The sequence below is a fragment of the Bradyrhizobium sp. HKCCYLS20291 genome (assembly GCF_051167715.1).
GTDB lineage: Bacteria > Pseudomonadota > Alphaproteobacteria > Rhizobiales > Xanthobacteraceae > Bradyrhizobium.
In genome coordinates this window covers 35,980-61,243 of sequence record NZ_JBNPTO010000006.1, presented here as the reverse complement: position 1 = coordinate 61,243, position 25,264 = coordinate 35,980, and the positions used below count along the sequence as shown (strand labels likewise).

Annotated in this window: 24 protein-coding genes; 6 read left to right on the top strand and 18 right to left on the bottom strand. The window is 67.0% G+C overall.

Going from position 1 to position 25,264, the window contains the following annotated elements; genetic code table 11:
- Positions 1-77: 77 nt before the first annotated feature.
- Together ACQR07_RS15415 and ACQR07_RS15410 are read left to right on the top strand one after the other, a co-directional pair.
- Positions 78-416: a hypothetical protein gene (locus ACQR07_RS15415; protein WP_434903130.1), complete on the top strand. Its 339-nt coding sequence runs from the start codon at positions 78-80 to the stop codon at positions 414-416.
- 30 nt (positions 417-446) lie between these two features.
- Positions 447-1,352: an SMP-30/gluconolactonase/LRE family protein gene (locus ACQR07_RS15410; protein ID WP_434903129.1), complete on the top strand. Its 906-nt coding sequence runs from the start codon at positions 447-449 to the stop codon at positions 1,350-1,352.
- 16 nt (positions 1,353-1,368) lie between these two features.
- On the opposite strand, the gene ACQR07_RS15405 is transcribed toward ACQR07_RS15410, so the two are convergent.
- The 12 genes from ACQR07_RS15405 to ACQR07_RS15350 all read right to left on the bottom strand — a co-directional run bounded on the left by ACQR07_RS15405 (position 1,369) and on the right by ACQR07_RS15350 (position 14,722).
- Complete coding sequence (locus tag ACQR07_RS15405; protein ID WP_434903128.1) at positions 1,369-2,250, bottom strand: NAD(P)-dependent oxidoreductase; 882 nt, start codon at positions 2,248-2,250, stop codon at positions 1,369-1,371.
- Positions 2,251-2,295: 45 nt separating this feature from the next.
- Positions 2,296-3,051: an SDR family oxidoreductase gene (locus ACQR07_RS15400; protein WP_434903127.1), complete on the bottom strand. Its 756-nt coding sequence runs from the start codon at positions 3,049-3,051 to the stop codon at positions 2,296-2,298.
- Between the two features lie 153 nt (positions 3,052-3,204).
- Complete coding sequence (locus ACQR07_RS15395) at positions 3,205-4,713, bottom strand: glycerol-3-phosphate dehydrogenase (protein WP_434903126.1); 1,509 nt, start codon at positions 4,711-4,713, stop codon at positions 3,205-3,207.
- Entirely contained in the window at positions 4,710-5,474 is a 765-nt protein-coding gene (locus tag ACQR07_RS15390) for a class II aldolase/adducin family protein (protein WP_434903125.1), read from the bottom strand. Before ACQR07_RS15390 ends, ACQR07_RS15395 begins: the two co-directional genes overlap by 4 nt.
- Positions 5,475-5,489: 15 nt before the next feature.
- A complete protein-coding gene (locus ACQR07_RS15385) occupies positions 5,490-6,530 on the bottom strand; it encodes a 2-hydroxyacid dehydrogenase (RefSeq protein WP_434903124.1) in 1,041 nt (346 codons plus the stop codon).
- Complete coding sequence (locus ACQR07_RS15380) at positions 6,523-8,103, bottom strand: FGGY-family carbohydrate kinase (RefSeq protein WP_434903380.1); 1,581 nt, start codon at positions 8,101-8,103, stop codon at positions 6,523-6,525. Before ACQR07_RS15380 ends, ACQR07_RS15385 begins: the two co-directional genes overlap by 8 nt.
- Before the next feature lie 2 nt (positions 8,104-8,105).
- Positions 8,106-9,215, bottom strand: coding sequence for an ABC transporter ATP-binding protein (locus ACQR07_RS15375; RefSeq protein ID WP_434903379.1), 1,110 nt, complete (start codon positions 9,213-9,215; stop codon positions 8,106-8,108).
- Between the two features lie 30 nt (positions 9,216-9,245).
- A complete protein-coding gene (locus ACQR07_RS15370) occupies positions 9,246-10,349 on the bottom strand; it encodes an ABC transporter ATP-binding protein (protein ID WP_434903123.1) in 1,104 nt (367 codons plus the stop codon).
- A gap of 6 nt (positions 10,350-10,355) precedes the next feature.
- A complete protein-coding gene (locus ACQR07_RS15365) occupies positions 10,356-11,213 on the bottom strand; it encodes a carbohydrate ABC transporter permease (RefSeq protein WP_434903122.1) in 858 nt (285 codons plus the stop codon).
- A 10-nt stretch (positions 11,214-11,223) separates the two neighbouring features.
- Positions 11,224-12,150: a carbohydrate ABC transporter permease gene (locus tag ACQR07_RS15360; RefSeq protein ID WP_434903378.1), complete on the bottom strand. Its 927-nt coding sequence runs from the start codon at positions 12,148-12,150 to the stop codon at positions 11,224-11,226.
- 105 nt (positions 12,151-12,255) lie between these two features.
- A complete protein-coding gene (locus ACQR07_RS15355; protein WP_434903121.1) occupies positions 12,256-13,695 on the bottom strand; it encodes an extracellular solute-binding protein in 1,440 nt (479 codons plus the stop codon).
- A 37-nt stretch (positions 13,696-13,732) separates the two neighbouring features.
- Entirely contained in the window at positions 13,733-14,722 is a 990-nt protein-coding gene (locus ACQR07_RS15350) for a sugar-binding transcriptional regulator (RefSeq protein WP_434903377.1), read from the bottom strand.
- Between the two features lie 179 nt (positions 14,723-14,901).
- On the opposite strand from ACQR07_RS15350, the gene ACQR07_RS15345 reads away from it, so the two are divergent.
- Genes ACQR07_RS15345 through ACQR07_RS15335 form a run of 3 tightly spaced genes read left to right on the top strand, consistent with a single transcriptional unit; the run spans position 14,902 to position 18,082 of the window.
- A complete protein-coding gene (locus ACQR07_RS15345; protein ID WP_434903120.1) occupies positions 14,902-16,176 on the top strand; it encodes an FGGY-family carbohydrate kinase in 1,275 nt (424 codons plus the stop codon).
- On the top strand, positions 16,173-17,042 hold the full coding sequence (locus ACQR07_RS15340) for a TIGR01459 family HAD-type hydrolase (RefSeq protein WP_434903119.1): 870 nt from the start codon (positions 16,173-16,175) through the stop codon (positions 17,040-17,042). The genes ACQR07_RS15345 and ACQR07_RS15340 overlap by 4 nt, the downstream gene beginning before the upstream one ends.
- A gap of 14 nt (positions 17,043-17,056) precedes the next feature.
- Positions 17,057-18,082 carry a class II aldolase/adducin family protein gene (locus ACQR07_RS15335; RefSeq protein ID WP_434903118.1) on the top strand — a complete coding sequence of 342 codons (1,026 nt, stop codon included), beginning with the start codon at positions 17,057-17,059 and terminating at the stop codon, positions 18,080-18,082.
- A 15-nt stretch (positions 18,083-18,097) separates the two neighbouring features.
- Here the strand turns inward: ACQR07_RS15335 and ACQR07_RS15330 are convergent, their stop codons facing one another.
- The 6 genes from ACQR07_RS15330 to ACQR07_RS15305 all read right to left on the bottom strand — a co-directional run bounded on the left by ACQR07_RS15330 (position 18,098) and on the right by ACQR07_RS15305 (position 23,478).
- Positions 18,098-18,514 (bottom strand): ester cyclase, encoded by a 417-nt coding sequence (locus tag ACQR07_RS15330; RefSeq protein WP_434903117.1) that lies wholly within the window; start codon positions 18,512-18,514, stop codon positions 18,098-18,100.
- Positions 18,515-18,747: 233 nt separating this feature from the next.
- Positions 18,748-19,674, bottom strand: a complete 927-nt coding sequence (locus tag ACQR07_RS15325) for a glutathione S-transferase family protein (protein ID WP_434903116.1) — start codon at positions 19,672-19,674, stop codon at positions 18,748-18,750.
- Positions 19,675-19,712: 38 nt separating this feature from the next.
- Positions 19,713-20,471 carry an SDR family NAD(P)-dependent oxidoreductase gene (locus ACQR07_RS15320; RefSeq protein WP_434903115.1) on the bottom strand — a complete coding sequence of 253 codons (759 nt, stop codon included), beginning with the start codon at positions 20,469-20,471 and terminating at the stop codon, positions 19,713-19,715.
- An 11-nt stretch (positions 20,472-20,482) separates the two neighbouring features.
- Positions 20,483-21,079, bottom strand: a complete 597-nt coding sequence (locus tag ACQR07_RS15315) for a glutathione S-transferase family protein (RefSeq protein ID WP_434903114.1) — start codon at positions 21,077-21,079, stop codon at positions 20,483-20,485.
- A 9-nt stretch (positions 21,080-21,088) separates the two neighbouring features.
- Positions 21,089-22,300, bottom strand: coding sequence for an ABC transporter substrate-binding protein (locus ACQR07_RS15310; RefSeq protein ID WP_434903113.1), 1,212 nt, complete (start codon positions 22,298-22,300; stop codon positions 21,089-21,091).
- A 38-nt stretch (positions 22,301-22,338) separates the two neighbouring features.
- A complete protein-coding gene (locus ACQR07_RS15305) occupies positions 22,339-23,478 on the bottom strand; it encodes a CaiB/BaiF CoA transferase family protein (RefSeq protein WP_434903112.1) in 1,140 nt (379 codons plus the stop codon).
- Positions 23,479-23,941: 463 nt separating this feature from the next.
- On the opposite strand from ACQR07_RS15305, the gene ACQR07_RS15300 reads away from it, so the two are divergent.
- The gene (locus ACQR07_RS15300) at positions 23,942-24,925 is read left to right on the top strand and encodes a LysR family transcriptional regulator (RefSeq protein WP_434903111.1); all 984 of its coding nucleotides are present in this window, start codon (positions 23,942-23,944) and stop codon (positions 24,923-24,925) included.
- Positions 24,926-25,264 lie beyond the last annotated feature (339 nt).

Sequence of the window (25,264 nt, the reverse complement as noted above, 5' to 3'; positions counted from 1 at the left end):
ACGTCTCTTGCACTCCCTCGGCGGCCGGCACCACGCCGGCCGCCGATCCTTATTCTCATGCAGACGAGCAAATACCGATGTACATCCGTTGCGCTTTCTTCAATGGCCGCGTAAAGCCCGGCCGGGAAGCCGAGTTCACCGCCTATGTTCGCGAAAAACTGGTACCGCTGTGGACGCGGTTTCCAGGGGCCGAGGAGGTTCGCGTGCTGCGCCAGGAGGACAGCGACAGCGACGCGCAGCGCTATGAGATGGTGCTGGCGATCCGCTATCCGTCGCACGCCGCGATCGAGCAGGCGCTGGCCTCGCCAGTGCGCGCGGAGAGCCGCGAGGTGACGGGCGGGCTGATGGAGATGTTCGACGGCTCGATCTTCCACACCGTGTTCAAGGCCGACGATTTTCCACTGCCCACCGACTGACCGCACATCAGCTGCCGGAGACATTCGCCCGTGAGCACCTACGACATCCGCGACCCGCGCTTCAATGCCCTGATCATCGGACACGCCAAGCTGGAAAAGCTCTGGACCGGCTGCCGCTGGGCCGAGGGCCCTGTCTACGTGCCCGCGGCGAAGTCGCTGCTGTGGTCGGACATTCCCAACGACCGCCTGATGCGCTTCGACGAGACCGATGGCTCGGTCTCGGTGTTCGAGACGCCGTGCGGCTATCACAACGGCCACACAAGGGACGCGCTCGGCCGCGTCATCGCCTGCGAGCACGGCGGCCGGCGCATCTCCCGGCTGGAGCATGACGGCAGCTGGACCGGGCTGGTCGACCGCGTCGAGGGCAAGCGCTTCAACTCGCCGAACGATGCCGTGGTGAAGTCGGACGGCACGATCTGGTTCTCCGATCCGACCTACGGCATCGACAGCGCCTATGAGGGCCACGCGGCGGCGAGCGAGATCGGCGCCAGCAACGTGTATCGCTTCGATCCGGCAAGCGGCGAGGTCGCGGCCGTCGTCACCGACATGGTCAAGCCGAATGGCCTCGCGTTCTCGCCCGACGAGCGCCTGCTCTACGTCGCCGACACCGGTGCGACCCACGTGCCGGGCCTGCCCGCGGTCATCCGCGTCTATGATGTGGCTGAAAGCGGCAGCACGGTCGGCAACGGCCGCGTATTCGCGACCTCTCCGGCCGGCTTCTTCGATGGCTTCCGCATCGACCGCAACGGCAACATCTGGACGTCGACCGGCGATGCGGTCGCGATCTACGCATCCGACGGCACCTTGATCGGACGCATTCCGGTGCCGGAGATCGTAGCCAACGTCACCTTCGGCGGCCCGAAGCGCAACCGGCTCTACATCACCGCGCAGACGTCGCTCTATTCGATCTTCGTCAACGCCCACGAGATCAACTGAGACGAGACACGACTGATCATTCCGGCGGCGCGCGCGTCGCCCAATATTCCATCAGCGCCGCCTGGTCCATCGCACCGAGTCCCACGGCCGTCAGCAGCCGATGGATCTCGGCGCAGACCGCGGTCATCGGCATCGCGACGCCGGTCTGCCGCGCCAGGTCCTGCGCGCCGTTGAGGTCCTTGACCATGTTGTCGATGCGGCCCGTCGGGCGATAGTCGCGATCAACGAAGCGCGGCATGTATTCCTGCAGGATCGCGCTGTCGGCGCGCCCGCCGCGCAACGCCTGAGGGATTTTCGCCGCATCGACGCCGGCCGCCTGCGCCAGCGCCGTGGCCTCGGCGACCGCCATGAAGTTGAGGCCGCACAGCACCTGGTTGATCAGCTTGGTGACCTGCCCCGCCCCGCTCGGCCCCATATGCGTGTAGTTCGACGCGACCTCGGCCAGCACCGCGCGCGCCTCGGCGACATCTTCAGCCTCGCCGCCGGCCATGCAGGTCAATTGGCCGATCGCAGCCTTGGGCGCGCCGCCGGAGAGCGGACTGTCGACCCAGCGCAGCCCGGCTGCAGCCACATCAGCTGCGAGCGCGCGCGTCGCCTCGGGGTCGATCGAGGACATGTCGATGACCAGCGTTCCCCTGCGCGCGCCAGCGGCAACGCCTTCCGCGCCGAACACGGCCGCGCGCACGATCTTGGGCGAGTTGAGGCTGAGGATGACGGCATCGGCATCGGCCGCAGCCTTGGCCGCCGACGCAGCGGCTGTCGCGCCGAGCGCAACGAGTGCTGCGACCTTGGCGGGATCCAGATCGAACACGACGAGCCGGGTCCCGGTTTGCGCGAGCCGCGCACCGATCGCTCCACCCATGGCACCTGCGCCGATCAACGCGACGACACGACTCATTTCGGCACTCCGCAGGCAACACGATGGATGGTTCTAAGGTCGACGTCAGAGCGAGGCGGTGATGCCGCCATCGACATAGAGCACGTGGCCGTTGACGAAGGACGACGCCGCCGAGGCCAGGAAGATGCAGGCGCCAACGAGCTCCTCCACCTTGCCCCAGCGTCCCGCCGGCGTGCGCTTCTCGAGCCAGGCCGAGAAGGCGGGATCGGCGACCAGAGCCGCGTTGAGCGGCGTGTCGAAATAGCCCGGCGCGATGGCGTTGACCTGCAGGCCGTGCTTGGCCCAGTCCGTCGCCATGCCCTTGGTGAGATTGCCGACCGCGCCCTTGGTCGCGGTATACGGCGCGATCGATGGACGCGCGAGCGACGTCTGCACCGAGGCGATGTTGATGATCTTGCCGGCGTGGCGGCCGATCATGTGCCGCGCGCAGGCCTGGCCGACATTGAACACCGAGGCGATGTTGGTCTGCAGCAGGCGCTGGAAGGCTTCCTCGGGAAAGTCCTCCAGCGGCGCGCGATGCTGCATGCCGGCATTGTTGACGAGAATGTCGATCGGCCCGATCTCGGCCTCGAAGCGATCGACCGCGGCGCGCACGGCCGCGTGATCGGTGACGTCGAACGCCAGGACGCGCGATCCCTTGATCTCGCGCGCGGCAGCAGCAAGCTTCGCCTCGTCGCGCCCGTTGAGCACGACCTCCGCGCCGGCCTCGGCAAGTCCACGCGCGAGCGCCAGACCAATTCCCTGGGAAGATCCGGTCACCAGGGCGCGCCGCCCTGCCAGATCGAACAACGCGACCGCCACCTTTGTTTCCTCGTCCTGCAGATTCAACCTTGTTGCGGCGATTATGTTATCGCTAACAGACGCTGTCAACGTTGCACCAGTTCTCCTTGCGATCGCACCAGGCCCGCGACGATCACCGACACGCCATGTTTGATGGACAGCGTTCGCCTGCGCTCAGAGATACAGCTCGAACGCCTCGCGTTCGGCGCGGCTCAGATGCAGGCCGTGCTTGGTCCGGCGGTCGAGCACGTCGGCGGCCGTGACCGCCCATTCCCGCTCGCGCAGATAGGTCAGCTCGCGCTCATAGAACGTGCCGCCGAAATGACGGCCGAGATCGTCTGCGTTCCGCGCCGGCCCGAGCAGATCGCGCGCACAGCTGCCGTAGAGCCTTGCGTAATGTGCCACGACCTCGCGCGGCACGCCGGCATACTCGTTGGTGAGATCGGCGAGGAACCGATCGAAGGACGAGCCGAGATCGCCGCCGGGCAGACAGGCCCCCGCGGTCCAGGCCGGCCCCATCTGCGGAAACCACGGACCGAGGCGCTCCAGCGCGTGCTCGGCGAGCTTGCGAAACGTCGTGATCTTGCCGCCGAAGATCGACAACAGCGGCGGCTGGCCGTCGCTGCCATGCACCTCGAACACGTAGTCGCGCGTGACCGCCGAGGGATTGTCGGCATTGTCGTCGTAGAGCGGCCGCACGCCGGAGAAGGCGTGGATGATGTCGGCCCTGCCGGGCGCGGCACGGAAGTAGCGGTCGAGCACGGCCAGCAGATAGTCGGTCTCGCGATCGTCGATCGCAACATCCTCGGCGCGGCCATCATGCACGATGTCGGTGGTGCCGATCAGCGCAAGATCAGTCTCGTACGGGTTCACGAAGATGACGCGGCGGTCGGTGTTCTGCAGCAGATAGGCCTGCGATCCGCTCCAGAATTTCGGCACCACCAGATGGCTGCCCTTGACGAGCCGCACGTTGTGCGCCGAGTTGAGGCCGGCGACGCCCTGCACCACGTCCTGCACCCAGGGACCCGCGGCATTGACCAGCGCCTTGGCGCGGACGGTGCGCAGCTCGCCGCTTTCGGACCGCATCTCCAATTGCCAGCAATCGCCCTCGCGCCTTGCGCTCACCGCCCGGGTGCGCGGCAGGATCACGGCTCCCTTGCGTGCGGCCTCGACGAGATTGAGAATGACGAGCCGGGCATCATCGACCCAGCAGTCCGAATACTCGAAGCCGCGTTGAAACTCAGGGCGCAGCGGTGCGCCTTCCGGCTCGTGCGCGAGATCGACATTGCGGCTCGCGGGCAGCTGCTTGCGGCCGCCGAGATGGTCGTAGAGAAACAGTCCGGTGCGCACCAGCCAGGCCGGGCGCTGCTCGGGCGAATGCGGCAGCACGAAGCGCATCGGCCAGATGATGTGCGGCGCCGAGGCCAGCAGCACCTCGCGCTCGATCAGCGCCTCGCGTACCAGGCGGAACTCGTAGTATTCGAGGTAGCGCAGGCCGCCATGGATCAGCTTGCCCGAGCGCGACGACGTGCCTTCCGCAAAATCGTCCTTCTCACACAGCAGCACCTTCAAGCCGCGGCCGGCGGCATCACGGGCGATACCACCGCCATTGATGCCGCCGCCGATCACGGCGAGGTCCAACAAGCCGTAATCGGATCCGCTGCGTGAGACCGTCGCGTTCATCGCGAAGAGCTGCGCTTCTTGTCAGGCTTGCGACGCACCGCAACCGCCCGCGCCTTCGTTGTCGCCTTCGCCGGCTTGGGCTTGGCCTTTGCCTTTGTAGTTGTCTTGGGATCCTGCAGTCCGTAGGTGGAAAATCCCTGCGCCGTCTCGGCAATCTCGGCGTCGCCCAGGATGTGCGGCTGGCCGAGCGCCAGCGACAGATAATATTGCTTGGCGATGGTCTCGAGCTCGACCGCCAGCCACATCGCCTTGTCGAGATTGGCGCCCACCGCGATCATGCCGTGATTGGCAAGCAGGCAGCCATTGCGTCCCTCCAGCGCCTGCAGCGCGAGCTCGGACAACTCGGCCGTGCCGTACCGCGCATAGCCGGCGCAGCGGATGTCGGTGCCGCCGAACGCCGCCATCATATAGTGGCAGGCCGGAATCGGCTTGCGCGCGATCGCGAGCACAGTGGCGTAGGTCGAATGCGTATGCACGACGCCGCCTACATCGGGGCGGCCGCGCATGATGTCGAGATGAAACCGCCATTCGGTCGACGGCTTCAGCGGCCCGTCCCAGGAGCCGTAGTCGCCTTCGAGCGGCATCGAGGCGATCATCTCCGGCTTCATCGCGTCGTAGGGCGTGGCCGACGGCGTGATCAGCATCCGGTCCTTGTAACGGGCGGAGATGTTGCCGGACGTCCCCTGGTTCAGCCCCGATGCGTTCATCCATCGGCATTTTGCGATGATGTTCTCGCGCAGCAGTCGTTCCTCGCGATTCATTCGAAAGACCTTTCGTCAGCAGGGATTGAGCGGCGGCTCGCCGGCGAGATAGCGGCGAACCTCTTCGGCCGCCTGGTCGGCGGCAAAGGTGACGGTACGCACCGAGGCGCCGGCGATGTGCGGCGTCAGCGTGACATTGGGAAGCTGCAGCAGCGGCCAGTCCGGCGGCACCGGCTCGACCGCAAACGTGTCGAGCATCGCACCGGCCAGGCGCTGCGAGCTGAGCACGTCATAGAGCGCGTCATAGTCGACCAGCGGCCCGCGCGCCGTGTTGATGAGGATGGCACCCGGCTTGATTCTCGCGAGCGCGTCGCGATCGATGAAGCCGGTGGTCTCCTGCGTCACCCGGGCATGCAGGCTGATGACATCGGCACGCACCAGCAGTTCGGGCAGCGCGACGTGCTCGACGCCGTCGTTGCGGTCCTGCGCGCTGAGCTGGACGTAGGGATCGGTGACCAGGATCTTGCAGCCGAACGCCTTCAGCAGCTTGACGACGCGGGTGCCGATCGCGCCGTAGCCGACGATGCCGACGGTCATCTCGCCGAGCTCGCGTCCGGTGCGGTCGGCGCGGTAGAGATCACCGCGCCACTCCCCGCTCCGCATCGACTCGTGCCCGCTGCGGATCAGCCGTGTCTCCGCGAGCATCGCGCCGATGGTGAATTCCGCGACCGCGCTGGCGTTGCGTCCGGGCGTGTTGACCACCAGCACACCATGATCGCGCGCGGCCTGCATGTCGACATTGACCGGGCCGCCGCGGGACACCGCGATGAATTTCAGGCTTGGAAGCCGCTGCAGCATCGCGCGCGAGATCGGCGCCAGATGGGTCACCAGCAGCGGCGCTTCGCCGATGAATTCGGCGAGCTCATCGGGATCGCCCATGAACTCCTTCAGACCGTCGAGCTTGGAGCCGGCATAGCCATGCTCCATCGGCTCGTCCGGCCAGGGCTGCTCGAGCATGCGGATCTCGAGACGATCGCCGCAGATCGCGGTGATGCGCTCGGCGAATACCGAGGGCAGCATGAAGCGGTCGCCGATGATCGCGATGGAGCTAGACATGATTGGCTCCCGCGCGCTGCGCCGCAAGCTGCTTCCACACCGGACGCGCCGCCAGCCGCGCGTCGACATAGGCCGGGAACAGCTGCGCATAGCGTTCCGTCAGCGCCGCGTCGGGCGCTTGCGGCTCATCCAGATACGGTCTCACCCACTCCTCCGCGCAAACCGTCATGTCCGGGTAAAGGCCGGTGGCGACGGCGGCGATCATCGCGGCGCCCGAAGCGCCCGCCTCCTCGCGCCGGCAGACCCGGATCGTGCTGCCGAGCGCGGCACCGAGAATGGCACCGAGCGCGCGGCTGCGGGCCGCACCGCCGGTCAGCCGGATCTCTGCCGGCAGCGACCCCATCGCCGCGTAGCAGTCGCGCGCGGCGAAGGCCAGACCCTCCATGACCGCGCGCATCAGGTCCCAATAGCCATGACGGGTGCGCAGTCCGATCAATTGCGCAGATGCCTCGTGCGACACGAACGGGCCGCGTTCACCCGCATCCGAGATGAAGGGATGATACAGCAGCTCACCCGCCTTCGCCTGGAGCACACGCTCATCCAGCCGCCTGATCAGGTCGTGGCGCGACCGCGCAATGCCTTCCATGGCGAGGACGCCGCGCGCGACATCGAGCAACCAGTCGATGTTTAACGTCGCCGCCATGGTCGACTGCATCTGCGCGTAGTGACCCGGCACCGGGAACGGCATCGTGTAGCCGGTCGCTTCGGCGTTCAGCGTCACGGCGTCCTGGCCGTTCACCAGCCGCATGTGCATGCCGGTCGAGCCGATGATGGTGCAGCCGACATTTGGAGCGGGATCGTACAGCCCGCCGCCGAGCGCGTTGCAGATGACGTCGACATAGCCGAGCGACACAGGCACGCCTTCCGGCAGGCCGGTCTCCGCCGCTGCCGCGGCCGTCATGCGATGCGTCGTCACGACGCCATCGACGACATCAGGAAACAGCCGTGCCGAGTCGGAGATGCCGATCAGATCAGCGGCTTCGGCGTCGAAACTGCGCTTGCGGAAATTGCCACAGGAGAACGTCGCTTCCGACGGATCGGTGGCGCGCTCGCCGGTCAGCTTGAAATAGAGCCAATCCTTGCAATGGAACACGGTGCGCGCGCGACCCAGCATCTCGGCATCATGCGTCTGCAGCCAAGCCAGCTGCGGACCCTGCTGGCAGGCATTGAGCCCCGATCCGGTGCGTCGATAGTGCGCGGCGTTGAGTTCGCCCGCGCGGAACGATTCGACCAGGCCTGCAGCCCGCGAGTCGAGCCACAGCAGAGCGGGCGCAACCGGATGGCCGTCGGCATCGATCAGCCAGGTTCCGTCGCCCTGCCCCGTCACGGCGATCGCGGCAACGCGTGGGGCGAGATCCGGCAGCGCGGCGCCTAGGCCGCGCAACGCGGCCACCGTGTCGGTCCAGGTCCTGGCCATGTCCTGCTCGACCCGACCGCCCGGCGCCGTGGTGTAGCTGTTGGGGATCGCGAAGTCGCCGATCTGCTTGCCATCGCGCGCGAACGCAACCGCCTTGATCACCGACGTCCCAGCGTCGATGCCGATGATCACGTCGCGGGTCGCGGCGGAGCCCATGCTCAACGCGCCTCCGCATGGCGGATGCAGTTGCCGTCGGCGCCGAAGATGTGGAGATGACGCGCCTCCAGCGCACAGGGCACGAGGTCGCCGGGCCGCGCGGCGACCTTGCTGGGACTGACCGCGACCAGCATGTGTCCCGCGCATTCGCCAGCGACATGCGCCTGATCGCCGAGCCATTGGTTGGAAACGACGCGCAGCCGCGCCTCGCCGCTGCCGATCGCGATGCGCTGCGGCCGGATGCCGATCTTGATCCGACCGGCCTGCACCAGCGCCTGCTGTGCGTCCAAATCCAGCGTCTGCCGGGCGATATGAAAGGCAAGGTCGGAGCCCACCGACAGACGGAAGCCGCCCTCCTCCTGGGCAACCGCGACGTCGAGCAGGTTCATCGGCGGCTCGCCGATGAAGCTTGCGACGAACAGATTGGCCGGACGGTTCTTCAGCTCGCGTTCGCCGGCGAACTGCTGCAGCACGCCGTCCTCCATCACGGCGATGCGATCGGCGAGCGCGCTCGCCTCGGTCTGGTCATGGGTCACGAAGATCGCGGTCATGCCGCGCTCGGCCAGCAGGCCCTTGATGCGGCCGCGCAGCACCGCGCGCAGCTGCGGCTCCAGCTGCCCCATCGGCTCGTCCAGCAGATACAGCTCGGCGTCACGAACGAGCGCGCGTGCCAGCGACACGCGCTGCTGCTGGCCACCGGACAGCGCGCGCGGATAATGATCGAGGATGTCCTCGATCTCGACCAGCCGGGCGATGCTGTCGACGCGCTGCGCGATCTCGGCGCGCGACAGCTGCTGCGCCTTGAGCGCGAAGCCGATGTTCTCGCGCACGGTCAGCGGCGGATACAGTGAGTAGCCCTCGAACGCCATCGCCACCCTGCGCTTCGCCGGCGGCAGATCGTGGATCGGGCGCTGCGCCAGTTTGATCGATCCGGAACTCACGTTCTCGAACCCGGCGATCATGCGCAGGGTCGATGTCTTGCCGCAGCCGGACGAGCCGAGCAGTGCGACGATCTCACCCGACCTGATGTCCATGTCGAGCGCGCGCACCGCATGGACATCAGGCTTGCCCCTGGTGTGATAGATCTTGTCGACGTTGCGGATTTCGAGCATGCCCATATCAAACTCTTAAGTGTCAGATCCTCACGCCGCCTGCCGCCGTGGCGAGAGCCCGATGCGGTCTCCCGTGGCATGATCGAACAGCAGCGCCGTTTCGGGCGCGAACCGGACGAACACCTCATCGTCGGCGCCAGCGTCCAAGGCCTCGGGCGCCAGCGCAGCGAGCCATTCGGACCCATCGGCAAAGCGCAGCAGCACGACGGCGCGCTCATGCAACGGCGTGATCGCGACGATGCGTGCCGGAATCGCTCCCTCGCCGCCCTGACGTGTCACGACGACATCGTCGGGCCTGACGCCGAGCCAGCAGCGCTGGCGTGCCTCGAGGGCTTGTAGGTCGGCATCGAGCCGTATGTGGGTCCCGGCCACGGTCGCGATCAGCCGGCCCTGCTCGGCCACCGGGGCGACCTCCGAGAGATTGATGCTGGGATCCCCGAACAGCCGCGCCACCGCGACCGACGCCGGCCGCGCATAGATGTCCTCCGGGCGCGCGACCTGCACCAGCCGGCCATTGATCAGTACGGCGATCCGATCGGAAATCGCCATCGCTTCGCGATAGTCCTGTGTCACATACAGCACCGCCGCTGAGCTCCGGCGCAACAGGCTCGGCAGCTCCAGCCGCATCTCGTAGCGCAGCTTGGCATCGACATTGCGCAGCGGATCGTCGAGCAGCAGCACCTCAGGATTGCCGATCAGCGCCCGCGCCAGCGCCGTCCGCTGCTTCTGGCCATTGGACAATTCGCGCGGCCGGTGGCCGAGCACGTGCTCGATCTTCAAGAGCCGGCTCATCGCCGTCACTTTCGCGGCGATGTCGGCCGCGCCGCTCGCGCGCAGGCCGCTTGCGATGTTGTCGCGCGCGCTCATGTGCGGGAACAGCGCGAAGTTCTGGAACGCCATGCCGATGCCGCGCTGCTCCGGCGGCGCATCGACGATCGAGCGGCCGCCGACCAGGATGTCCCCCGCATCAGGCTCGAACATGCCTGCGATCATGCGCAGCAGCACGGTCTTGCCGCTGCCCGATGGACCGAACACGGCGACGATCTCGCCGGGCTCGACCGTCAGCGACACGCCCTTGGCGCAGCTGACGGCGCCAAAGCTCTTGTCGACGGATTTCAGCTCGAGACGCGCCATGTGTCCTCAACCCTTGACCGCACCGAGAGACAGGCCTTCGACAAGATAGCGCTGCGCATACAGCGCGAGCAGCAGGGTCGGAGTCACCGACAGCACGATGGCGGCGGCGATCTGGCCGTACTGGATGCCGGAAGCCGTCACGAAAGCGAGCGCGCCGACTGTGACCGGCTGCTTGTCGGCAGATGCCAGGATCAGCGCGAAGACGAAATTGTTCCAGCAGAAGATGAAGGACAACAGCCCTGCCGCGGCGATGCCCGGCCCCGCCAGCGGAACGGCGATGCGCGTGAACGCCTCGCGCCAGGAGTGCCCCGCCAGCCGATAGGCATGCTCTATGTCGGGGCTGATGTCCTCGAAATAGCCGCGCACGATCCACAGGATCAGCGGCAGCGCGATCAGCTGGTAGACCCAGACGATGCCGAAATACGTGTCGTTGAGGCCGAGCTGCTGATAGTAGAGCGACAACGGCAGCAGCACCAGGAGCGGCGGCGCGAAGCGGAACGACAGCAGCGTAAAGGCGATGGTCTCGCCGAGGCGGAACTTGAAGCGCGCGAATGCATAGGCGGCGGGCACGCCGAGCAGCAGCGCCAGGACCACCGAGGCGCTCGACAGCACGAAGCTGTTCATGAGGTTGCGCATGAAGGTGAGCTGCAGATTGCCGGCAGCGGTCTTCAGCTGCCCCGAGATCAGCGCCTCGTAATTGGCGAGCGTCGGCTCGAACAGGATGCGCGGCGGAATGCGCAGGATCTGCTCGTTGGTCTGGAACGACATCAGGAAGATCCAGACGATCGGAAACATGAAGAAGACGAGCACCAGCGACAGCGCGATGCCGCGGAAGATGCGCCCTGCCAGAGTGGAGTGATCCATGACATCCTCCTCAGGCGTGACCATGGGCGCGTGCGCGCAGCCGCAGCCAGTTCTTGATGAAGATGTTGGACAGGATGTTGGTGATCAGCCACAGGATCATCAACAGCGCGGCCGAGCGTCCGACATTGGTGTACTGGAAGAATTCGAGATAGGCCTGGACCTGGAACACCATCAGCCGGTCGCCGGGCCCGCCTTGCGTCATCGCATAGACGATATCGAACTGCTGGATCGAGTCGAGCAGCCGGAACAGCGACGCCGTGATGATGTAGGGCGCGAGCATCGGCAGGGTGATGCGGAAGAACACGAAGCTCGCCGGCACGCCGTCGAGCGCCGCCGCCTCGAACGGCTGCCGCGGCAGCGAGCGCAGGCCGGCCAGCAGCAGGATCATGATGAAGGGCGTGTAGACCCAGACGTCGACCAGCACGACCGTGAACAGCGCGGTCGACGGGTCGGATGCCCATTTGAAGTCGGTCACGCCGAGCAGGCCGACCAGATAGGACAGGATGCCGAAGCTCGGATTGGTCATCAGTTTCCACATCAGGGCCGCGATCGCCGGTGCCGTCATCAGCGGCAGCAGCAGCATGATCGAGACCGCATTGTGGAAGCGCGTCGGCCGCCGCAGCAGCAGCGCGATGCCCAGGCCAAGCAGCAGCTCGGCGATCACGGTGACCGCGGTGTAGACCAGCGAGATCCGCAGCGTGTTCCAGAACGCCGGATCGGACAGGAAATCGATGTAGTTGTCGATGCCGATGAAGCCGCGCAGATACGGCAGGTTGAGCCGGTAGCGCTGCAGCGAATAGATCGCCGCGGTCACGAACGGCACCAGAATGGCGATGCAGACCAGCAGCGCCGGCAGGCTCAGCAGATACGGCAGCAGCCGTCCGCGCCAGCGTTTCGTGCGGCGCGGCGTCGCTTCTGTCTCGACAAGTTCGGCCATGCTCATGACAGGCGTGATCACATCGTCCCAGGAAGATGAGCCGGTCCGGACGCTAGTGGGGAGCGGCCGGACCGGCAGGTGGTCGTGGAGAGTCGGCGTCCGGCCTCAGCCGAGGCCGGCCTGCTTCAACTGACGGTTGATGCTGTCGGCCAGCTTGTCGAGGCCTTCGTCGACGCTGACCTCCTTGGCCACCATCTTCTGCAGCGAGGCCGCCCACTCCGTCGTGAGATCGAAGAACAGCGGCTGCGCCGTAAAGTAGATCTTCGCGCCCGGCGCCGACATGTCGTGCTGATCGAGATAGCCGGGGTAGGACTTGGCGATGCGGTCGCGGAATTCGCTGTCCTTCCACACCGACGTGCGGACCGGATTGACGAAGTCCATCTTGCGGGCGCCGAACAGATCATGCTCGAGCGAGGTTGCCCACTGCATGAAGGTCCAGGCCGCGTCCTTCTGCTTGGAGAAGCTCGACATCGCCAGCGACCAGATCCAGACGTTCGGCGTCGGCGCCTTGGCGGCCGGATTGGCCGCGAACGGGGCGTAGCCGAGATTGCCGCGCTCCTTGTTGTCGCCGCCGTTCATGAAGTAGCCGAGGATGTCGGCGTCGAAGATCATGCCGGAGGCGCCCGCACCGAGATCGGTGCCGACCTGGTACCAGGTGTAGGTCGACCAGTTCTTCGGACCCGAGCCCTGGATCATCTTGACCCACTTCTCGTGAAACTCCTTCGAAGCCTTGGTGTTCATCGCGGCCTTGAGCTTGCCGCTCTCCATCACGAAGTCCTTCTGGCCGAAATTCGCATAGGCCGAGAGGAAGCCGGGATGGATGGAGGCCCAGGAGCGCGAACCGCGAACGCCGACGCCATAGGGGCCGCCGGCATCCTTGGTGATCTTGGCCGCGACCTCCAGCATGTCGTCGAGATTGCTCGGCGGCTTGACGCCGACCTTGCTGAAGATGTTGCGGTTATAGGTGACGTTGTTGAGCTCATAGCCCCACGGGATGCACCACTGCTTGGCCTTGCCGGAGCCGAGCTCGGAGCCGGCGACACCGTCCCAGGCGGTCGAGGAGCGCAGCCCGGGCAGCACGTCGTCCCAGGCGAACGCCGGATTGGTCTTGGCGGGATCCTTGATGTAGGTGTTGAGATCCTCGATCCAGCCGGCCGGACCATAGGTCCAGGTCATGTAGGCGCCGGTCATGAAGGCGTCGTACTGATCGGACTTCGACGACAGCGCTGCCGTCACCTTGTCGAAATAGACGTCCTCCGGGAAGATGTCGTAGGTGACGTTCATGCCGGTCAGGCTCTTGAACGCCTCGATGTCGCCGATCATCGCATCGACGTAAGGGTGCTTGTTCAGCAGCAGCTTGACGGTCTTGCCGCTATGAGCCTTCCAGTTGAAATCCGCGGCCATCGCCTTCGACATCGCCGAGGCGAAGGCGGTGTTGGCGGCGGCACCGGCGATGCCGAGCTTGGCGGCGCCGTCGAGCAGATCACGTCGGCTGATGCGCTTGCCGGCGTAGGATGCAAAGAGATTCTTTTCGCGATCGTACATTTCTACCCTCCCAATCTTATTGGTTGACGTGGTCGCGTTACCTGCCCTTCCGACTTTTGTTCTTGAAGTGACCGGATGTTTTCTCCGGCTTGTCGGTAGTGAGTGCCTGAGCGGTGGTCTCGTCGATGATGAGACCGTTCAGGAAGCCGCTGCGCAGCACCGCGCGCAGCGCTTTGATCTTGGCCCCGCCGCCGCCGATGGCGACGATGCGGTGCGTCTTGAGATCGCTTGCAGCCATCGAGGTGGCGCGCGCGGAGAGATCGAGATCGAGCAGCTCGCCGTCGGCATTGAAGAAATGCCCGAGCAGGTCGGCGCAGGCGCCGGCGCGCTTCAGCTCGACGACCTCGTCGGGCTTGATCATGCCGCTCGACACCAGGAAGCCGTCGGCGTGGATCTGGCCGATGCCGACGAACAAGAGCGAAGCCTGCTGCGCCAGCGCGAACACGTCCGCGATGCCGAACTGCTGCATCAGCACGCGGCGGTCGGCAACGGAGTTGGCGAACACCGGGACGGGCAGCAGATAGGCTTCCGCGCCGGTGCGCTCGGCGAGACGATGGATGACGTCGAACGGATTGGCGGCGAATTTCCGCGTCAGGCCGCCGAGCAGCGACACGAACTGCACGTCGCGCGCCGGCGTCTGCGGCAGCTGCGCGACGACGGCGGCGAGCGTGCGGCCATGGCCGACGCCGATGATCTTGTCGTCACCGCGCTCCAGCACCTGGCGCAGGAAGCTCGCGCCCTCCAGCGCCAACGCCTTCAGCGGCAGGTCGCCCTCGCCGAGATCCGGCGCGACGCGGCAGAAATCGAGGCCGTAGCGATCAGCCAGCGCATTCTCCAGCGCGACGCATTCGGCGACGGGGCCTTCGACGAAGACGCGGATCATGCCTTCGCGACTGGCGCGGGCGATCAGGCGATGCGCCTTGGTGCTCTGGATGTTGAGGCGATCGGCGACCTCCGATTGCGTGAGCCCGGCCGCGAAATACAGCCACGCCGCGCGCGTCGCCAGCGAGGCCTCGCCGTCCACCATGGGCGCCCTGTCGGAAGCTGTCGTCACGCGCGATTGCCTGCTTGCAAAATTCTTCACACCTTGCAAAAAATTGCAGACACCGATCCGGCCGTCAATCCCGAAAACATGCTGCAGCGCATCAGGCGTGACGGATGGAACCAGCCGGTTCATGCTCGCGGGCGGACAACGAGTGAGGTCGTATGGCGGAGTTGTTTGTCGGCATCGACGTGGGCACCAGCGGCGTGCGCGCCTGCGCCGTCGACCACAGCGGCGCGATCCAGGGCGCGGCCGCGGTTCCGCTCGCCGCGCCACAACAGGACGGCGCGGCGAGCGATCAGGACCCGGAGCTGTGGTGGCAGGCGACGATCGCTACGATCGACCGGCTCGGCAGAAGCGTCGATCTGCAAACCGTGGCGCGCATCGCGGTCGACGGCACCTCGGGCACGCTGCTGCTGATCGATGCGGACGGACGGCCCCGCTCGCGCGGGCTGATGTACAACGACGCGCGCGCGGCCGATGAAGCCCGGCGCATCGCCGCGATCGCGCCGGCCGAGAGCGGCGCGCATGGCGCGAGCAGCGCGCTCGCCAAGCTGCTGCATCTGCTCGCCGCAACCGGCGGCGCGCGCCATGCCGTGCATCAGGCCGACTGGATCGCCGGACGGCTCGCCGGCCGCCATGGCGTCAGCGACGAGAACAACGCGCTCAAGCTCGGCTATGATCCGATCCGGCGCGAATGGCCGCGCTGGTTCGATCAGCTCGATGTCCCCCGTGCCGTGCTGCCGGAGATCCTGGTGCCCGGCACGCCGTTTTCCGACATACATCCCTCGATCGCGCGCGCGCTCGGCCTGTCGTCATCGGCACGCATCGTGGCCGGGACCACCGACGGCGTGGCGGCCTTCATCGCGACCGGCGCCGAGACGCCGGGCGATGCGGTGACCTCGCTCGGCACCACCTTGGTGGTGAAGCTGGTCGCCACGCAGCCGATCTTCGCCGCCGCGCAGGGCGTCTACTCGCACCGGCTCGGCGACAAATGGCTCGCTGGCGGCGCCTCGAATTCCGGCGGCGCCGCGCTGCTCGCGCATTTCTCCGCCGACGACATGGACCTGATGACACCGCAGCTGCGCCCCGACGACACGACCGGGCTCGACTACTATCCGCTCCCCAAGCCGGGCGAGCGCTTCCCGATCGCCGATCCCGCGATGGCGCCGCGGATCACGCCGCGGCCGGCCGAGGACCACCGCTTCTTCCAGGCGCTGCTCGAAGGCATCGCCGGCGTCGAAGCGCTCGCCTATCAACGGCTGCAGGCGCTCGGCGCGCCGGCGCTGCGGCGGGTGATCAGCATCGGCGGCGGCGCGAAGAACGATAGATGGACTGCGATCCGCAAACGCATCATCGGCGTGCCCGTCAGCGTCGCCGCGCAGACCGAGGCGAGCTACGGCACCGCGCTGCTGGCCTTGCAGGGGCCGCCGCGATGACGGCCGCCGCCTGTGAGATCAGCGGCCTGTCCGCGATCGCCGACCGGTTCGATCACGTGCTGCTCGACCAATGGGGCACGCTGCATGATGGCCGCGCGGTGTTCCCGGCCGCACATGACTGCGTGCTTAAGCTCCGCGCCGCCGGCAAGCACATCGTCGTGCTGTCGAACTCCGGCAAGCGCGCGACCGCCAATGCCGAGCGGCTCGCCCGGCTCGGCCTGCCGCGCTCGAGCTATGACGGCATTCTCACCTCGGGCGAAGTGACCTGGACGGGCCTGCGCGACCGCGCCCGCGCGCCGTTCACCGATTGCGGCAACGCCTGTTTCCTGATCACGCGCGGCAACGACGGCTCGCTGATCGAAGGGCTCGACCTCGCGCTGGTGACGGACACGCGCGACGCCGATTTTATCCTGCTCGGCGGCCTCGACGACGAACTCGCCGAGCCCGACCTCTGGCGCGAGCGGTTCAGACAGGCGGCCGCACGCCGTGTGCCCATGATCTGCGCCAATCCCGACCTGATGATGTTCGGCGCGACCGGCCTCGTGCCCGCGCCGGGCACCCTCGCCCGTGCCTATGAATGGCTCGGCGGCCCGGTGTCGTTCGTCGGCAAGCCGTATCAGCCGATCTTCGCGGCGGCGCTGGAGCAACTCGGCGATGTCGATCCGCACCGCGTGCTGATGATCGGCGACTCGCTCGACCACGACGTCGCCGGCGCCCGCGCGATGGGACTGCAGAGCTTGCTGCTCGCCGATGGCGTGCATCGCACGACGCTCGCCGGCGCACCCGACCTGGCTGCTGCGACGCGCAAGCTCGCTGCTTCCGCGAGCCGCATGCCGAACTGGACGATGCCGCGGCTCGGCTGGTGACGAGGAGACGAGAGATGCGCGAGCCCGGAGAGCTGCATACGTTGCGCGCGATGTCGGCGCGCGTCGGCCGCAACATGCTGCTGGTGCAGGGCGCCGGCGGCAACTCCTCGCTGAAGGACGACGACGTGCTCTGGGTCAAGGCATCGGGCACCTGGCTATCCGATGCTGACGACAAGGACATCTTCGTTCCGGTGCTGCTGCCCGCGGCCCGCGAGGCGCTCGCCCGCGATGACGAGCGCATCCCGCTGGCCGCGCCCGGCCCGTTGCGCGCCTCGATCGAAACCTCTTTGCATGCGCTGCTGCCGCACCGGATCGTGCTGCACGTCCACGCCGTCAACACCATCGCCTGGGCGTCCCGCCGCGACGCGCGCGACGAATTTGCCGCGCGGCTCGCAGGCCTCTCATGGCGCTACGTCGACTACGTCCACCCTGGGCTGCCGCTGGCACGCGCCGTCAGTGCGATCGTCGCGCGCGAACACGTCGATGTTCTGATCCTCGGCAATCACGGCCTGGTGGTCGGCGCCGACACCAGCGAGGCGGCCGAGGCGCTGGTCCACGACGTGGAGACGAGGCTCGCCCTGCCCGTGCGCGCGACACCGACCGGCGACGAGACCGCCTTGCACCGGCTCTGCGCCGGCACCGACTATCGCCCGCCGCATGATGCCAGCTGCCACGGCATCGCGACCGATCCGTTCAGCCGCGCGGTTGCCACCGGCGGCTCGCTGTATCCGGACCATGTCGTGTTTCTCGGCCCAGGCCTGCCGACGGTCGAGGGCAGCGAGGCTCTCCCCACCCTGCTCGCGCGCGCGCAGGCGAACGGCCTGCCCGCCCCCGTCGCAGCCCTCGCGCCCGGTCTCGGCGCCATCATCCGCGGCGACGCGACGCCCGGCGCGGAGGCGATGCTGAGCTGTCTCGCGCTGGTGACCAGCCGACTGCCACTGTCGGCTGACATCACCTATCTCTCGTCCCAGCACGAGCAGATGCTGCTCAACTGGGACGCCGAACGCTACCGGCAGCAACTGACGGCGAGCCGCAAGTAGCGTCAGGCGCCGGGATCAGGCCGCGATCGCGCCGAGCTGCTTGAGCATGCCGAGATTGTCCAGCTGCGCCCAGTGCTCGACCAGCACGCCGTCCTGGATCTTGAACAGATCGAGCACGGCGACGCGGATCGGCTTGCCGGTCGGCGCCATCGGCCCGAACGGACCGGTATGCGTGGCGCGGATCACCAGCCGCACCAGCACCTTGTCCTCCTCGGCGACGAGATCCAGGAGGTCGAGCTTCATGTCGGGAAACGCCGGCATCAGCGCATCATGCAGCTGCAGCACGCCCTCCGGCCCGCGCACTTCGAAATCCAGTCCGGGATCGTGGCGCACGAACGTCTTGGCGACATGCTTCCCCATCCACGCCGCATCGCGCGCGAGGAAGGCCTTGAAGTAGTCCCGGCAGATCTGCTTGTTGGTCTCGGACGTCATGTGCTTCTCCCTTGGTCTTCGTTGGCTTTGATGTGGCTTTCGCTGCTACGACAGTAGAGGCTTTGTGTTCGTCGCTCGCCCCATCGTCATGGCCGGGCCTGTCCCGGGCATGACGGCGTAACTAATTGACGGAAGTGTTGGTAGCTTCCGTGATATCCTTAGTATGCGATCGCTCTGCTTCAGGCGGGGCGAGGTGCACCGCCCGAGTCGCTACGTCTCGACTCAAACTCCCACTAAGCCGCCACCACTTCGAACCCCAGCCGCGGGAAGTGGATGTGGAGATCTCCCGCCTGCGCATCATGCCGATGGATCACGATCTCGGTCGCATCCGCCGCCACCAGCGTGCCGGAGACCGGGACACGTGCGTTGTCATCCGGCGTCACCGTCACCTTCTGGCCAGCACGCAGCCCAGAGGGATCGCCATTGGCCGGCAGATGCGACGGCGGCGTCGGGCTCGCGGCCCTGGCCACCGCGAACGCCTCTTCCGCGCTCATCGGCTGCGGCGTGCCGTGGCCGAGCGCGGCGGCGCGGTCGTACCAGCCGGCGAGCGGCGCGAGGCCGGCCAGCGTATCGACCTCCGGCGGGCAGTTCTTGCGCATCAGGAACGTCGTCTGATAGCAGGTCAGATCAAGCGCGCTGGGCTTGCTGCCGAAGATGAAGGGACGGCCATCGGCGAGCGCGGCCTTCAGCCAGGCATATTGCGCGTGGACCTGCTGCAGGTGCAGCGGCAGGTGAGGTGCCATCGCGGCCTTGCTAATGTCGATGCCGAGATAGCCTTCCTTGCGATCCCGAATGAACTCCGCCGGGAACATGTCGCCGATGAAATGCGCGAGCACGCCGATGGTCGGGATCCACATCGCACGCTCCCAGGCGAACGACAGCGCCCGCGCCACGCCCTCGCTGCCGGCCGGATAGAACGTCGGCTCGGGATGCAGCCGCTGCAACGCCGGCAGGATGATGTTGGTATCGCAATAGATGTCGGCGCCGACCTGCAGCACCGGAATGCGCCGGTAGCCGCCGGTCAGCGGCATCAGAAACGGACGCGGCGGCGCCGGCGGCGTGTCGACCGAGCGCCACGCCAGCTGCTTCAGCCCGAAGGCCGCGCGGACCTTCTCCGAGAATGTCGAGAGCTCGTAGTGATGTAGAATGAACTCGGCCATCTGGCGTCTCCCTTCCCTGTTTGTCGTTGCTGTGATCGTCAGTGCATGATGTGGCCACCGTCGACGACGATGGTCTGACCCGAGACGAAGCCGGCGAGATCGGACAGCAGATAGAGCGCGGTGCCGACCAGATCGTCCGGCTTCTGCTCGCGCGAGATCGCACGCGCCTTCAGGAAACTCTGCTGCCATTCGACCGGACGGTTGCGGGTCGCATCGGTGATGACGAAGCCCGGAGCGATGACGTTGACGCGCACGCCGTTCGGGCCCATCTCCTTGGCGAGCCCCTTGGTCATCGACAGCACCGCGCCCTTGGTGGCGACGTAGTGCAGATAGCCGGGCTGGCCGGCGACGGCGACCACCGAGGCGATGTTGACGATGCTGCCGGAGTTTTGCGCGCGCATGGCCGGCGCCACCGCCTTGCAGCAGTGCCACACGCCTTTGACGTTGACGGCGAAGATGCGGTCCCACACCGCCGGATCCAGCTCCTCGAACGGCGTCAGCTTGACCTCGCGGAAATACGCCGCGTTGGTGATCAGGCCATCGATGCGCCCGAACGCCTTCATCGCGGCGCCCGCCATGTCGCGCACCGAGCCGTCATCAGCGACGTCGACGCGGACCGGCAAGGCGCGGCCACCGGCGCGCTCGACCAGCGCGACGGTCTCGTCCGCCGCGTTCATGTCGGCAACGACGACATTGGCGCCATGCGCGGCGCAGCCTGCGGCAAAGGCTTGGCCGATGCCGGTGGCAGCACCCGTGATGACGATGGTGCGGCCGTCGAGCAGGTTTGGCTGGGTCATCTCTCTCTCCCTCAGACGTAAGGCAGCGTCGTTGCGAAAGCCGGGCGGGCAGCTACGGCATCGCGTAGCGCATCGAGCTTTGGCGTCGGCTCGCGCCACGGCGCGTCCGGAAAGCGCAGCCGGATGTAGTCGACGGCGACGACCGTGGTGATCACCGAGATGTCCGGCGTGCCGCCGCCATACACCGGCGGGTCGGCCTCGAGCGCGCGCAGGCCGGTGACGATGGTGCGCCGCCGCTTCAGACCGACCTTGGTCTCACCCCAGTTCGGGTCCATCTGAAGCACGCCGATCATGATGTGGACCATCGCATCGATGACCCCCATCGCGGCGCCGGCGCGCGAGATGATGCGGTCGAGATCGCCGTCGAGCAGCGATGGCGAGGCCACCTTGCGCTCCAGCCAGGTCACGATCAGCAGGCTCTCGGTCAGCGGAATGCCGGAGTCGAGCTCCAGCGTCGGCACCCGCGAGGCCGGGTTCAGCTTCAGCAGGCTGGCATCGTCGGCCCAGGGGTTGACGATCTCGGTACCACCGAGATCGAAACCCTTTTCGGCCAGCGCGATCCGCGCAATCCGCGCATAAGGGCTGGTGCTGTTGGTCAGAATGCGCATGACAACCTCTTACTCTGACAGCAGCGACGGGCAGCCGCTCTTCTCGGCCGGCGTGAACAGGCTGGCGCCGGGGATGGTGGTGCGGATCTTGTAGAGATCGGCCGCCGGGTCCTTGGACTCCTTCGGCGTCTTCACCTCCGCGATCATCAGGTCCATCACGACGCGGCCATTGGCCTGGATCTTGGCGTTGGAGATCATGGCATTGTCGATCGGGAGGTCGCGAATGGTCTTCGCAATCACCTTCGCATCGTCGGTTCCGGCCTTCTGCACCGACTTCAGGTAGTGCTGGGTGGCCACGTAAGCGAGCGCGTGGCCCATCGTCGGCACCTGCTTGCCGTTGCGGGTCATGAAGCGCTGGCCGAAGGCGCGCGAGCCGTCATTGTGGTCCCAGTAGAACGCGACCGGGAACTTCATGCCCTGTGCGACGTCGAGGCCCATCGAGACGACGTTGTTGGTGAACACCAGCATCGCGGCGAGCTTGTCGCCCATGCCGAACTCGCGCGCCTGCTTGATCGTGGTGACGAGGTCGGGACCGGCATTGGCGAGTGCGACGATATCGGCGCCGGAGCTCTGCGCCTGCAGGATCTGCGAGGCCATGTCGGGGGAATCGAGCGGATGCTTGGCTTCACCGACCACGCTGCCGCCGGCCGCAGTCACCGCCTTTGAGGCATCCGCCGACAGCGACTTGCCGAACACGTAGTCGGCGGTGATGAAGAACCACTTCTTGGCACCGGCGTCGACCAGGCCCTTGGCGACCGCGTTCGACAACGCGTCCGTTGACGGCGCCCATTGCGTGCCGTAGGGCGAGCACTGGTCGCCGGAGAAGTTCGAGGCATAGCCGCCGGTCACCAAGGTGGTGATGCCGCGCTGCTTGGCGATTGCCTGCGCGGCGAGGCCGGCCGAGCTGGAGCCGCCGAGCACCAGCGCGCTGACACCCTCCTGATCGATGTAGCGGCCGGCCAGCGACGCGGCGATATCAGGCTTGTTCTGATGATTGACCGAGAGCACCTCGACCTTGCGGCCCAGCACCTTGCCGCCGAAATCCTCGGCCGCCATCGTGGTGGCGAGCACCGTGTTCGGGCCGCCATTGCCCTGATAGATGCCGGTGAGGTCGTCGATGACGAGAATGCGGAACGGCTTCTCGTCGGCGCGGGCGGATGTGGCGAACAGCATCGCGGCGGCAGCGATGGCCGTCACGCCGGCGGCAATGGATCGTTTCATGGCAGGTCTCCTTGGGCGTTGATGGGTTTTTGGCACGATCACTCGGCAGGCACGTTTCGACTGGCAAATTCGGCACGGATCGCGGCGCCGTGCTCACCGATCTCGGGCACACGGCCGAGCGCCGGCATGGCGCCGTCGCGCAGCGCCGGCGGCGCGATGATCGACGCCTCACCATTCGGGGTGGCGATGCTGACGCGCCGCAACGCGGGATGCGTCGCGAGTTCGGCGACGCCGTTGACGAAGCCGTAGGCCGTGCCGGCTTCGCGGAGCGTCGCCGCCGCCTGCTCGCGCGTCATCGTCGCGAACACCGCCGCGACGCGGCCATCGACCTCGGTGCGGTTGGCGACGCGGGCATTGTTCGAAGCGTAGTGCGGATGCTCCGGCAGTTCGGGCTCGTTCATCACGACGCGACAGAAGTTCCGCCATTCGCGCTCGTTCTGGATCGAGATCAGCACCTGCGAACCGTCCGACGTCGCGAACGCGCCATACGGACAGATCGACGGATGCGCGAGGCCCATGCGCTGCGGCACCTTGCCGGTGCCCTCGAAATACAACAGCGGCACGTTCATCCAGTCGGCCATGCCGGCGAACAGGTCCGTCTCGATCGCACTGCCCCGGCCGGTCTGGCCGCGGGCGATCAGCGCTTCGAGAACGGCCGAATGCGCCGCCATGCCGCAGGCGATATCGCACACGGAGACGCCGACCCGGCCCGGCCCGGCGGGATGGCCGGTGATGCCGGCAAGGCCGCTCTCGGCCTGCACCAGGAGGTCATAGGCCTTCATGTCGGTGTAGGCATTGCCGGCGCCGTAGCCGGAGATGTCGACGGTGATCAGGCGGGGGTGCGCCTTGCGCAGCGCCGCGGAGCCAAAGCCGGCGCGCGCGGCGGCGCCCGGCGCGAGGTTCTGCACGACCACGTCGGCGCGCGCGATGATCCGATGCAGCAGCGCGGCGTCGTCGCGGTTCTTGATGTCGGCGACCAGGCTCTGCTTGCCGCGGTTGAGCCAGACGAAGTAGCTCGACAGCCCGCCGACCGAGGCATCGTAGCCGCGTGCGAAGTCGCCCTCGGCGCGCTCGATCTTGATCACCCGCGCGCCGGCATCGGCGAGACGCGAGGTGCAGTACGGCGCGGCAACCGCCTGCTCGAAGGCGACGACGAGGATGTCTTTCAGGGGCTTCATGGCACGACCACCGCAACGGGGGGACGGCGAGCGGCACCGCGCGGGGGAAGGCCATGCCGCAACGCGATGCGACATGGCCCCGCCCCCCGCTTTGTGCGGCTTGGTCCGTCTCCTCCCGGACAGGTTGTTTGTGGCGCCGACCCTGCCGCCGATCCGCTCTTGCCGTCCAATATATAATTGGTAGCCTGTCCATACCCTGGAGGTATGGGGCGGTAGCGATGCAAGCAGCAGTCCCGACGATGACGGCCCGACTCGCGCGTCAATCTCCGCTGTCGTCCCGGCGAACGCCGGGACCCATAACCACAGGGCTTTGTTGTGACGCTCGATCTCTCCCCGCGTGCCCCAAAGTTAGATCACGCGGTATGGGTCCCGGCGTTCGCCGGGACGACGTGTGGAGAGGCCTTGTGTCGCCCGCGAAGTCCTGACGTCGCGGCACGACTGACGAGTAGATAGGAGACCCCCCATGGAGCTGCGCCTGTTTCGCTACTGTGTCGCCGTTGCCGAGGAGGCGAGCTTCACGCGCGCGGCGGCGCGGCTGCGGATTGCGCAGCCGGCGCTGAGCCGGCAGATCAAGGCCGTCGAGCAGGAGATCGGTTTTGCGCTGTTCCAGCGCGGCCTGCGCGGCGTCACCTTGACCGAGGCCGGGCGCGTGCTGATCGCGAGCGCGCGCACCGTGCTGGCGGAAGCCGAGGCCGCGATGCAGAAGGCGCGCCGCGCCGGCCGCGGCGAGCTCGGGCTGCTCCGGATCGGCTTCACCGCCTCGGCCTCGTTCAATCCGTTCGTGACCGGGGCGATCCGCGATTTCCGCACCACCTATCCGGACGTCGAGGTCGAGCTGATCGAGGAGGCCACCAGCTTCCTGCTCGAGCGCTTCGCCACCGGCCGGCTCGACGTGGCGTTTCTCCGCCCGGCCCCCGGCGAAGTCGATCATCTGCTGTCGCAGCGCGCCGTCTCCGAACCGCTGGTGGTCGCCATGCCGAGCGGTCATCGGCAGGCCGGCCGCAGGTCGGTGGCGTTGAACTCGCTGGCGGACGATGCCTTCATCCTCTACCCGCGCCCGAATGGCCGCGCGCTGTTCGACAGCATCGTGTCCGCGTGCCAGGCCGCCGGCTTCTCTCCGAAGATCCTTCAGGTGGCGCCGCAGCTCACATCGGTGGTCAATCTGGTGGCGACCGGCATCGGCGTGTCGATCGTGCCCAGCTCCATGGCGCAGGTGTCGACCGACGGCGTGGTCTATCGTCCCCTCACTCACGCGCCGAAGGCGGAGATCACCCTGGTCCGGCGCAACCAGCCTGAACCGCGATCGGCGGTGCTGTTCGCCGAGCTGGTGCGCGCGCGGGCGTCCAAGCATGCGGCGACGTCACAGGACCGGCCCGCGACGCCATCACCGCCCCTGCAGAAGCGCCGTCAGCGGCGCGACACAGCGTCGGCTCGCCGTCGCAACTGAACACGTCGCAGAATTAAACATCCCGGCGACGCATCGGCCGCGGCTGCTGGCCGCCGGGCGACTCAGGTTGGTTGCGCCCGCTGTCACGAGCGTGCGGCAGCTCCCAAAGCCCGCCCGATTGAGCCCAACGGCTTGCGCCGAAAAGCTCATTTCGGCTGCCGTCCCAACCACATCACCCCTGTCCAGTCCTCCCGCGCAAAATATTCCTCTTTCTAATTTTCGGAAATCATGATTGTCTGTGCCCGTCCCGCCTCGGCACGAGGGGCGTTTCGCGATCGTCACGACACGCGGGGTGGGACGCGGTGGGCGCGTCGGAGCGCAGCATGGTGATCATGCGGA

Bases quoted from the DNA above. Each gene is read 5' to 3' on its own strand.
- ACQR07_RS15300 (WP_434903111.1), top strand. From the start codon at position 23,942: ATGGAGCTGCGCCTGTTTCGCTACTGTGTCGCCGTTGCCGAGGAGGCG.
- ACQR07_RS15405 (WP_434903128.1), bottom strand. From the start codon at position 2,250: ATGAGTCGTGTCGTCGCGTTGATCGGCGCAGGTGCCATGGGTGGAGCG.
- ACQR07_RS15360 (WP_434903378.1), bottom strand. From the start codon at position 12,150: ATGGCCGAACTTGTCGAGACAGAAGCGACGCCGCGCCGCACGAAACGC.
- ACQR07_RS15370 (WP_434903123.1), bottom strand. From the start codon at position 10,349: ATGGCGCGTCTCGAGCTGAAATCCGTCGACAAGAGCTTTGGCGCCGTC.
- ACQR07_RS15355 (WP_434903121.1), bottom strand. From the start codon at position 13,695: ATGTACGATCGCGAAAAGAATCTCTTTGCATCCTACGCCGGCAAGCGC.
- ACQR07_RS15305 (WP_434903112.1), bottom strand. From the start codon at position 23,478: ATGAAGCCCCTGAAAGACATCCTCGTCGTCGCCTTCGAGCAGGCGGTT.
- ACQR07_RS15385 (WP_434903124.1), bottom strand. From the start codon at position 6,530: ATGTCTAGCTCCATCGCGATCATCGGCGACCGCTTCATGCTGCCCTCG.
- ACQR07_RS15415 (WP_434903130.1), top strand. From the start codon at position 78: ATGTACATCCGTTGCGCTTTCTTCAATGGCCGCGTAAAGCCCGGCCGG.
- ACQR07_RS15315 (WP_434903114.1), bottom strand. From the start codon at position 21,079: ATGCGCATTCTGACCAACAGCACCAGCCCTTATGCGCGGATTGCGCGG.
- ACQR07_RS15335 (WP_434903118.1), top strand. From the start codon at position 17,057: ATGCGCGAGCCCGGAGAGCTGCATACGTTGCGCGCGATGTCGGCGCGC.
- ACQR07_RS15390 (WP_434903125.1), bottom strand. From the start codon at position 5,474: ATGAATCGCGAGGAACGACTGCTGCGCGAGAACATCATCGCAAAATGC.
- ACQR07_RS15350 (WP_434903377.1), bottom strand. From the start codon at position 14,722: ATGGTGGACGGCGAGGCCTCGCTGGCGACGCGCGCGGCGTGGCTGTAT.
- ACQR07_RS15320 (WP_434903115.1), bottom strand. From the start codon at position 20,471: ATGACCCAGCCAAACCTGCTCGACGGCCGCACCATCGTCATCACGGGT.
- ACQR07_RS15375 (WP_434903379.1), bottom strand. From the start codon at position 9,215: ATGCTCGAAATCCGCAACGTCGACAAGATCTATCACACCAGGGGCAAG.
- ACQR07_RS15330 (WP_434903117.1), bottom strand. From the start codon at position 18,514: ATGACGTCCGAGACCAACAAGCAGATCTGCCGGGACTACTTCAAGGCC.
- ACQR07_RS15325 (WP_434903116.1), bottom strand. From the start codon at position 19,674: ATGGCCGAGTTCATTCTACATCACTACGAGCTCTCGACATTCTCGGAG.
- ACQR07_RS15340 (WP_434903119.1), top strand. From the start codon at position 16,173: ATGACGGCCGCCGCCTGTGAGATCAGCGGCCTGTCCGCGATCGCCGAC.
- ACQR07_RS15345 (WP_434903120.1), top strand. From the start codon at position 14,902: ATGGCGGAGTTGTTTGTCGGCATCGACGTGGGCACCAGCGGCGTGCGC.
- ACQR07_RS15365 (WP_434903122.1), bottom strand. From the start codon at position 11,213: ATGGATCACTCCACTCTGGCAGGGCGCATCTTCCGCGGCATCGCGCTG.
- ACQR07_RS15395 (WP_434903126.1), bottom strand. From the start codon at position 4,713: ATGAACGCGACGGTCTCACGCAGCGGATCCGATTACGGCTTGTTGGAC.
- ACQR07_RS15310 (WP_434903113.1), bottom strand. From the start codon at position 22,300: ATGAAACGATCCATTGCCGCCGGCGTGACGGCCATCGCTGCCGCCGCG.
- ACQR07_RS15380 (WP_434903380.1), bottom strand. From the start codon at position 8,103: ATGGGCTCCGCCGCGACCCGCGACGTGATCATCGGCATCGACGCTGGG.